The sequence below is a fragment of the Rugamonas sp. FW305-51 genome (assembly GCF_058786935.1).
On the sequence record NZ_JBYSZG010000093.1, the window covers coordinates 1 to 7,595 of the forward strand.

Annotated in this window: 6 protein-coding genes and 1 pseudogene; 3 read left to right on the forward strand and 4 right to left on the reverse strand. The window is 56.2% G+C overall.

What is annotated here, in order from left to right:
- Nucleotides 1-160: 160 nt before the first annotated feature.
- The 3 genes from AC3WOS_RS28235 to AC3WOS_RS28245 form a co-directional block, all read right to left on the reverse strand.
- Entirely contained in the window at nucleotides 161-499 is a 339-nt protein-coding gene (locus tag AC3WOS_RS28235; protein WP_492720609.1) for a DUF1840 domain-containing protein, read from the reverse strand.
- 161 nt (nucleotides 500-660) lie between these two features.
- The gene (locus AC3WOS_RS28240) at nucleotides 661-1,263 is read right to left on the reverse strand and encodes a hypothetical protein (RefSeq protein WP_492720611.1); all 603 of its coding nucleotides are present in this window, start codon (nucleotides 1,261-1,263) and stop codon (nucleotides 661-663) included.
- On the reverse strand, nucleotides 1,257-1,676 hold the full coding sequence (locus tag AC3WOS_RS28245; RefSeq protein ID WP_492720613.1) for a magnesium chelatase subunit ChlI family protein: 420 nt from the start codon (nucleotides 1,674-1,676) through the stop codon (nucleotides 1,257-1,259). Before AC3WOS_RS28245 ends, AC3WOS_RS28240 begins: the two co-directional genes overlap by 7 nt.
- 280 nt (nucleotides 1,677-1,956) lie before the next feature.
- Between AC3WOS_RS28245 and AC3WOS_RS28250 the strand changes: the two genes are divergently transcribed.
- The 3 genes and pseudogenes from AC3WOS_RS28250 (at nucleotide 1,957) to AC3WOS_RS28260 (ending at nucleotide 7,023) form a co-directional block, all read left to right on the forward strand.
- Entirely contained in the window at nucleotides 1,957-2,643 is a 687-nt protein-coding gene (locus AC3WOS_RS28250; protein WP_492720615.1) for a hypothetical protein, read from the forward strand.
- 240 nt (nucleotides 2,644-2,883) lie between these two features.
- Nucleotides 2,884-3,021 (forward strand): annotated as a pseudogene (locus AC3WOS_RS28255) (type I restriction enzyme endonuclease domain-containing protein); the annotation flags it as partial.
- Nucleotides 3,022-3,027: 6 nt separating this feature from the next.
- Nucleotides 3,028-7,023, forward strand: a complete 3,996-nt coding sequence (locus AC3WOS_RS28260) for a hypothetical protein (protein ID WP_492720617.1) — start codon at nucleotides 3,028-3,030, stop codon at nucleotides 7,021-7,023.
- A gap of 89 nt (nucleotides 7,024-7,112) precedes the next feature.
- On the opposite strand, the gene AC3WOS_RS28265 is transcribed toward AC3WOS_RS28260, so the two are convergent.
- The gene (locus tag AC3WOS_RS28265) at nucleotides 7,113-7,346 is read right to left on the reverse strand and encodes a hypothetical protein (protein WP_492720619.1); all 234 of its coding nucleotides are present in this window, start codon (nucleotides 7,344-7,346) and stop codon (nucleotides 7,113-7,115) included.
- Nucleotides 7,347-7,595 lie beyond the last annotated feature (249 nt).

Sequence of the window (7,595 nt, forward strand, 5' to 3'; positions counted from 1 at the left end):
GTGTGAAAGTAGGTTATCGTCAGGCTAGTTATTTAAAAAACCCCATCCGGTGATCCGGTTGGGGTTTTTTTTCGTCCGGCCCCCATCTGTCGTTCTGCCTGGACATAAAAAAAGCGCTTCATGAAGAAGCGCTTCTTGTCCTGCCCGCCGTTGCCGGCCGTCAGACACCCCAGATGATGTCCTGACCTTCCCGTTTGGCGTTGCGCAGCATTTCCAGCAGGGGGAATGCCCGCGTCGCAAAGCCGACGCGCAGCTTATTTTCGGGCAACTCGCCGTTCTCTTCCTGCTCGGGCGTATGGACCTCATGCTCCGCATCCACTTCCGGATGCAGTTTGCTCAGCGCGACCTCATGTTCCAGGACAGATAATGCTTGGGCGGCTTCTGCCGCCGTGATCACCCCGCGGGTGGGACTTTTATGTAACAGGTCGAGGATGCGCTGTGCATGTTCCTGATACATCATTACTTCAGGCAACGATTTGGATTTGAATGTGATCAGCATAAGCACTTTCCGAGTCTTGTTGTTTACAACGATAACATGACTTGTCCGTTCGCATACATCAACATCAACGTTTTGACAAACCACTCCCGGTCAGGCAAACATCAGGCCACGAGGCGGATTTTGCAAGACGATACAACTTTGTTGCCGCTCGCGCTCAGTTGTTAGTTTAGTTTAAAGGAGCTCATGAAGGTGTCAACTGTGTCGCGAACGACATGCTTTTCCCTACCCATGATGATGACCTGGTAAATCCTGCTGTCCTTGGCAATGAAATGACCGATCAGCAACATCGTTTCTCCATTCTGCGCTCCTTTTGCCTCGACTTCCACCATGGTTTGCTGGCCGGCCGGGCTGCCCGTGCCGGATGAGGTGATGGTCGTCTTGTCCGAGACGACGGCGGCGCCGATATTGTTGACCAGCGCCGTCTTCATGGCGGCCAGCGCCGCCTGCGCCATGGCCGCATCGGCCAGCTTGGCGCTGCCCACGGCAAACGATACGCCGTCCACTTCGGCGGCCGTCATCGTCATGCTCACTTCCTGGCCATTCAGTGTAATGGTGCGGGTCTGGCTGGCCGGCTTGCCCGGGAACAGGACGGCATAGGGGGCATCGCTGCTGCGGTAGTCGCGCCAGTCGTATTTAGGGCTGCAGGCGGAAAGCACGCCCGCGGCCAGCAGCGTCGTCAGGAGGAGGGGGAGGGAGAATTTTCGCATGTCCGATGGTAGCAGGGCGCGCGCCGCCCATGCAATCGCAAACACGGTATTCAGCACTGGCGCAGCGCGCGCCGGTACTGGATGGCTTCGCTGACGTGCACTTCCCGGATGGCGCCGCCACCATCGAGGTCCGAAATGGTGCGTGCCACCCGCAGGATGCGATGGTAAGCCCGGCCCGACCAGTGAAAACGCTTCATTGAGGTGCGTAGCAGCAGCTCGGAGGCGCGGTCGAGCTTGCACAACTGGTCGATCTCGCGCGTAGTCAGTTGCTGGTTGCTCTTGTTCTGGCGCCGCAATTGCCGTTGGTAGCCCTGTTCCACCCTGGCCATGATGGTGGCCGACGACTCGCCGTCCGCCTCGGCGGCCAGGACTTCCGCCTCCACCGCTCCCACCTCGATCTGCATGTCGATGCGGTCCAGCAGCGGGCCCGAGATCCGGTTCTGGTTGCCCATCCCAGAAGTTAGGCTCACGCTACGCCTCAAGAAAATCAAGCACTTGGGGAATGTGAGTGTTTTGGATTTCAGGGCAAGTTCGCGGAAATTAGGCTAACAATTGTTAGTTTCTGAAGTTGGACATTGACCTTAGGCATCGCTCGATGTAAATTCGGAATATGCCGTGCACATCGGCTAGCCCGTCCACATTGGCGAAGTATCCCTTGGGAACATGTGTATAGTGCAACTGATAACTTTTCTGGTTGCCATTTTTGGTGTGTGGACGCGCTGAAAGCATATGGTGGCCTGGAGAGCTATCGTGTCAAAATTCACCTCTACTAAGCTCAAGCGCCTCAAGCTTGAAGCCAAGAAGAATTCCCGCAATTTAGGTATCCCGCTTCACGAAGCGCAAGACAACTTGGCGCATGCCGAAGGCTTCAGTAGCTGGGCGCTTATGATGAAGAGCGTTGCGCCAGCGAAGATTATTGGCAACGTAACGGCCTACTGCTTCGTTCGTTCTGAAAGTGAGATGCGAGCAGCTATGCGCAATCGCCCAGAAACGTTCGAACGCATGCCTGACCGAAACGCGAGCCCGAACGTTGACGTTCCAGACATCTGGCAGATGTTTATATCCGCCAAGCATTCGGTTGACTTCGCAATCGACTACATTACAACCTTGCTTAAGGTACCTCGGTTCCAAGTTGGCATGCGCTCTCAGGCCTACTGGGAAATGCGCTTATGGTTGCCATATGTTCTTGAGCCGGCGTTGGCAAACACTCAGGTACTCGCCAATCGTCATTACAAGCCTGTGGGTATGGACGTGAAAGAGTTGGTGGACTACAAAAATTTCAGCTCCTTGCATACCAAACTCGGAGAAGAACAAATTGATGTGGTTAGCCATCGTCCGACTGGCCACGGATACCTCTATGGTGAAAGCCCATGGAGTTCCCGCAAAGCCGCCCAGACTTATTTGAAGCGATTGCAGACGCTGAGGGCTCTGCTTTAATTACCTCAGGGGCGGCAGGGCTTGAACGCCCTGCTTGGCGCCACTCATGTGAGCCTATTGAGTCTTAACGGTCACTTCATCGAACGTGAACTGTGCGCGGTAGTTGACGAACTTCAGGCCAGGAAAGGTCCCTGCCGCCCATCTAACTGACTCTGCAGAACTACTTCCTTGCGCTCGCTGAACCGGCTGGCCAGATATGCTGGACGGTCGCGCATGAGCAAGGTGAACTTGACGAGCTCTTCCATCACAGCCAAGCTACGGGTCATGGTAAAAACACTGTTCAAGCGCTACAAATATCCAGCTGACCGGCAGGACGACGCGACCGAAACCTTACTGAAGCAGGCAGAGTCGCTGTCGATTGAATGGGCGTTCACTTAACCCCGCATGAATAGCAAAGAGCTAACCGGTGACCCGAAGCGCCAGGCGGTAGCATCGCTGCGCGGTGTCGTCTACCAAGGGTGGTGTTCGATTGAGGCCTGGTTGCGAGTCCGCGATGATGAACAAGTCATCTACTTGGAAGGCGCTGAAGACTTCGACGTGGTAGGGCATCCTAGCGGTGACGTGGCGGTGCAAGTCAAGCACAATGAAGGGGCCATCTCGCTGGGAACTGCGAAGGCAAGGGAGGCCCTGGAAAACCACTGGACGCTCGCTAACCAAGAGCCTTCGCGCTTGGTCCATACACATTACCTGACAACAAGTGCCGCTGCGCTGGAACGTGATGCAGCTTTCGGGGGCATATGTGGCATAAACGCGTGGCGGGTTGCGCGAACGAGTGCGTCCATGGCCAGAACAGTGGCGAACTACCTTGTGACAAAGTTGGGTGAGGAAAGCGAGCTTAAGCACTTTCTTGAGACGGCCGAGACATCCGAGCTCCAGGAGCGCCTCTTCAGGCGCTTTCATTGGTTCACGAGTCATCCCGACATCGATGTTGTAAAACGAAGCGTCGAGGACCGCATTTCTGTTCTCCTTGCGAACCAAAGTCGGCCTACCAGCCTCACCAAAAAGGTACAGGTCCAACTCGAGTCTCGCTTCTGGGAAGTCATAACCGAGCAGAACTCGTCACTTCGGCGCCTGACGCTAGGGGACCTACTGCGGCAGTTTGACAGGGCAACAAGCACATACTTGCCGCTGCCAGTCGAAAAGATTCCAGACCTGCTGGCCAGTGCACCGCCCGGGCTCGGCCTCCTGAAGCTGCTCATCCAAAAGGTCCCACCGCCTCCCTCGCCCCTCATTCCTCGGGCTGCACTGACCCAGCGGCTTACAGAAGCGGTAGTGGAGCGACGCCCGGTTCTCTTGACCGGTACGGTGTTCAAAGGTAAGACAACACTAGCGCAGTTGGTCATTGAATCGCATTGTCCTGACGCCTGGTGGGTAAACTTGACCGACCGACGCCCTGACCAGGTGGACAATGTATTGCTGGCACTTGCCGGTCAGATTGAAGAAGGAGAGTGTCCGGGACTGGTGGTGCTTGACGACTTGAACATCTCGCCGGCGGCCCACCGTACCTTCCAAAACTCTCTATTGCTGGTGCTGCACCGGGCCAGTAATTTCGGTTGTGGTGTTATTTTGACAGCCCAAGGTGCCTCGAGCGAGTCGGCGCAGTTCTCCGCGTTTGACCGGCTCGAGATTGTTGACGTGCCAGAACTAAGTCAGGAGGAAGTTCAGTCCCTTTGTCTTCACCACGGGTGTCCGAGGGACGACGCAGCATTCTGGGCCCTGACAATTAACGTACAGAGTCGCGGCCACCCAAAACTAGTTCAGGTCCGACTTATTGAACTGGCGGAGCAGAAGTGGCCGGCGCCGAGTACGTCGAACTTTGGAATGCAGACTGGCGCAACGCAGACTGTTCGTCAGCTCGCGCGTCAGCTGCTAAGCGCAACCGTACCTGCGGAAGAAGCGGAATTCCTGTACACCGCGTCCGAAAGTGTTGTTCTTCTACACAGGACAGTTGCCGTGCGCCTGGCGGAAGCCGTTGGCGTCAAAAATGCCGGTGATGCTGTGGATAGATTGACGGGCAGGTGGCTCGAGAGTGTTGAACGAGAATGGCATCGAACTACTCCGCTGCTTCAGGGCGCAGCAAACGACGCGTGGTCGCCTGAGCGCAAGCGGGCCGCGCATACTCTGCTTCATAACACGCTCCTCCAAAAAGGCACCCTCAGCCCATCAGAAGCAGCAGCGTTGCTGTTCCACGCGTACTTCGGACAAGACTGGGGACTCGTAGCAAACGCGGCTTTTCGATTGCAACTTATCGATGACAACACCGCACGGCGGGAGGTGGAGCGCAACCTGTTATGGCTGTCGTACGTGGCACTGGAGCCGGGACAGTTCATAGCCGGCAGTCCGCAACATGGCGCTGCGCTTCGCAGCCTTCAGTTTCGTGTCGCAGTAACTCTAGACTCTGACACTTTGCCGGCGATTTGTGACCGCTGGGGCGAGGAAGTCCAGCACCTGTCGCCGAAATTTCTGCAAGACGGGATGCATTCATTGATGTGGAACACCATCTGCATCAGCGAGTCGCCAAAGATTCCACTGAGGCACCGCCTTGCTGCCATAAAAGGACTTGCGACCCTCACAGGAGAAGCACAACAGCTAGTTGCTGATAGCCTTTCCGCGTCGCTGGGTAGTGGAGATGCTCGTACAGGGATTCCTGCTGGCGGTAGCATAACCCAGCTAATGCTTGCGTTCACAACTCGCTGGGTTAGAAATGAGTCTTCCTTGTGCGAGCTCGTCATGTGGCTTGACAGCGAGGCCACGGATTACATACGTGCAGAATTTGACTCCGTTCTCGACTGGCCACTGGTTCAGACCCTTGGGGCATTTGTCCAAGGCGCTTGGGCGGCTCAACACGAAGACATTGCTGACTGGAAGTCATGGATAGACCTACTGTCAACGATTGAAAATTATGCTGTTCAACGTGCTTCGTTACGGTTTGGTCGCGAGGCTGCAAAGGCTAAGGCGACGATTCTTACGGAGCATTTGGATAGGGGGGACGATGCACTGGCAGCATTAAGTGCTGCAGCGTCTGCTTTTGGAAAATCCCCAATTCTTGACGAACAACGCGCGAACGTACTATTCCAAACCAAGGACGACGAACAGGTACTGCAGGTTTGGGGCGGCCTGATGAGCAGCGCTGGAAGTCATCCTGTGATGGACCCCTTCGCATACCGTCGCGCCGCGATAAGTGCTCACCGCCTTGGACGTTGGGCTGAGTCAGCGGAAATCTTCCGGGCAGGGACCGACCGGTTAGAGCCAGATACGTTCACGGTGACGAAGTTCGGCCTGCTCGTTGACAGTGCGCACGCCGCGATTAGGGGAGGCTTCGTGCGAGAGGCCGTAGAGACGATTGTTCAGGCTGTACTGGACATTCCGGCGACAGCAGCCACTGGAGAGGATGAAGGCGGGCGTTGGGAAGCTGTTCAGCGCACAGCGTCAGACGTGTGCCGTTGCATCGAGTATTTCTACTCGAAGCCTGAAGAATCACGCCCGAAGTTTGAGCCGGGGTACGCCAGTTCACCGGCTTTGAAGGTACCCGAAGTGGAGCCAGGGCAAGAAGGGCGGTCGCTTTTGCTGCGCGCGCAAGCTTCGAAGCTTGCTGCTTGTCATGGCATAGAAAGCCCCGGGCTTGATTCTGAAATTTCCCATCTTTCGCGTGTCCCGTATCGGTTAGTCCGATGGTTTGCCGCTGAAGCACGGATTGCCTTGCTTCTTGGCGCTGGCGCCGGGCCTCAGTTCATCGACGCGCTAGTGAGATTTGACTGTGCAGCCACGTACTTGGGCTCGCAAGCCGGCTCCATAGTGATGCCCGACGAGGAAGTTATTGAAGAACTGGCGCCCCAGCCAGAGCGATGGTTTGGGCTACTCGTCGCCGGCGCTTGGTGCTCCGGGGCACAACTCCAAGAGAATCTGAAGGCTTGGGAGAAAGTGCTGGAAGTTCAACCCGAAAATCATCCGCTTTTGGAAAACGTAAGATTGATGCTCCACGGAGCAATTGGCGCCGCCGAAGGGCTTAGGGACATCGCTGCAGAGCCTAGTAGACCGGCAGCGGAACGTTGCGGTGCGGCGGCTCAGTCATTGCTGCGACCACTGTCTCCGCTGCATAGGCTGAACTTACAGGGACTCCTAGCTTCTGCCGTGGTCAGTGATGGCTCATATTTGCGCCAGGAGGTTTGCAATCTACATCTAGCACGGCATGTTGCACAGGACTGGCGTATGCTGACGAGCAGCCCTTTTCTCTTTTCCTCGCCGCGCCTTGTCCTACCTGCCCTGATTTCAGCTATTGAGGAAGTAGGAAAGGGCCGAGGAACCCTGAAAACGATTCTTAATGCTGCACAGCGCGCAGTGCGTGCGCCAATGCCTGAATACATCAGCCGGCTATGGTAACGGAACGAAGGCTCTCTCGGCATCGCATATTTCAAAGGCCCTATGCCGAGTCTTTGTCTTGAGCTTGGCGAAGGATGCTCGGCGCAACGCTAAGCAAGCATCGTGATGCGTAGGTCGCCGTTCGCTTCCAAGTCTGCGGTACGGCAATACTGCTTTTCGCCGGCTATTGGGGCATCCGTGCGGTCGAAGTGAGACAGGGCGATGCGTACATAGTCTTCTAGTGTGCTGCTGGAATTGACGGTGATAGGCATCGGAGGTGCGAAGTGGTATTCAATGCGGCGCATCGCGCCACGGTCCGCTGGCATCATCCATTCGACGGTCACGAACGCACCGTCACGCGTGAGTTCTGGCCTGGAGTCGTGGCAGGTCGTCGGGCAAAAATATTCTATTTCGGATTACCAGCAGAAGGTGCTCGGCCGGCTTCCACAAGGAGCCCCGACCAGTCCGATGCTTTCGAACCTAGTCATGCGGAGCATCGATAGAGTGCTTCAGAAGCCCCCTCTGTCAAAATAGTTGTCGCCTCCAGCAATTGGAGTTCTAATCCGCCCAGGGGCGATGGATTTGACGATGAC

Bases quoted from the DNA above. Each gene is read 5' to 3' on its own strand.
- AC3WOS_RS28235 (WP_492720609.1), bottom strand. From the start codon at position 499: ATGCTGATCACATTCAAATCCAAATCGTTGCCTGAAGTAATGATGTAT.
- AC3WOS_RS28260 (WP_492720617.1), top strand. From the start codon at position 3,028: ATGAATAGCAAAGAGCTAACCGGTGACCCGAAGCGCCAGGCGGTAGCA.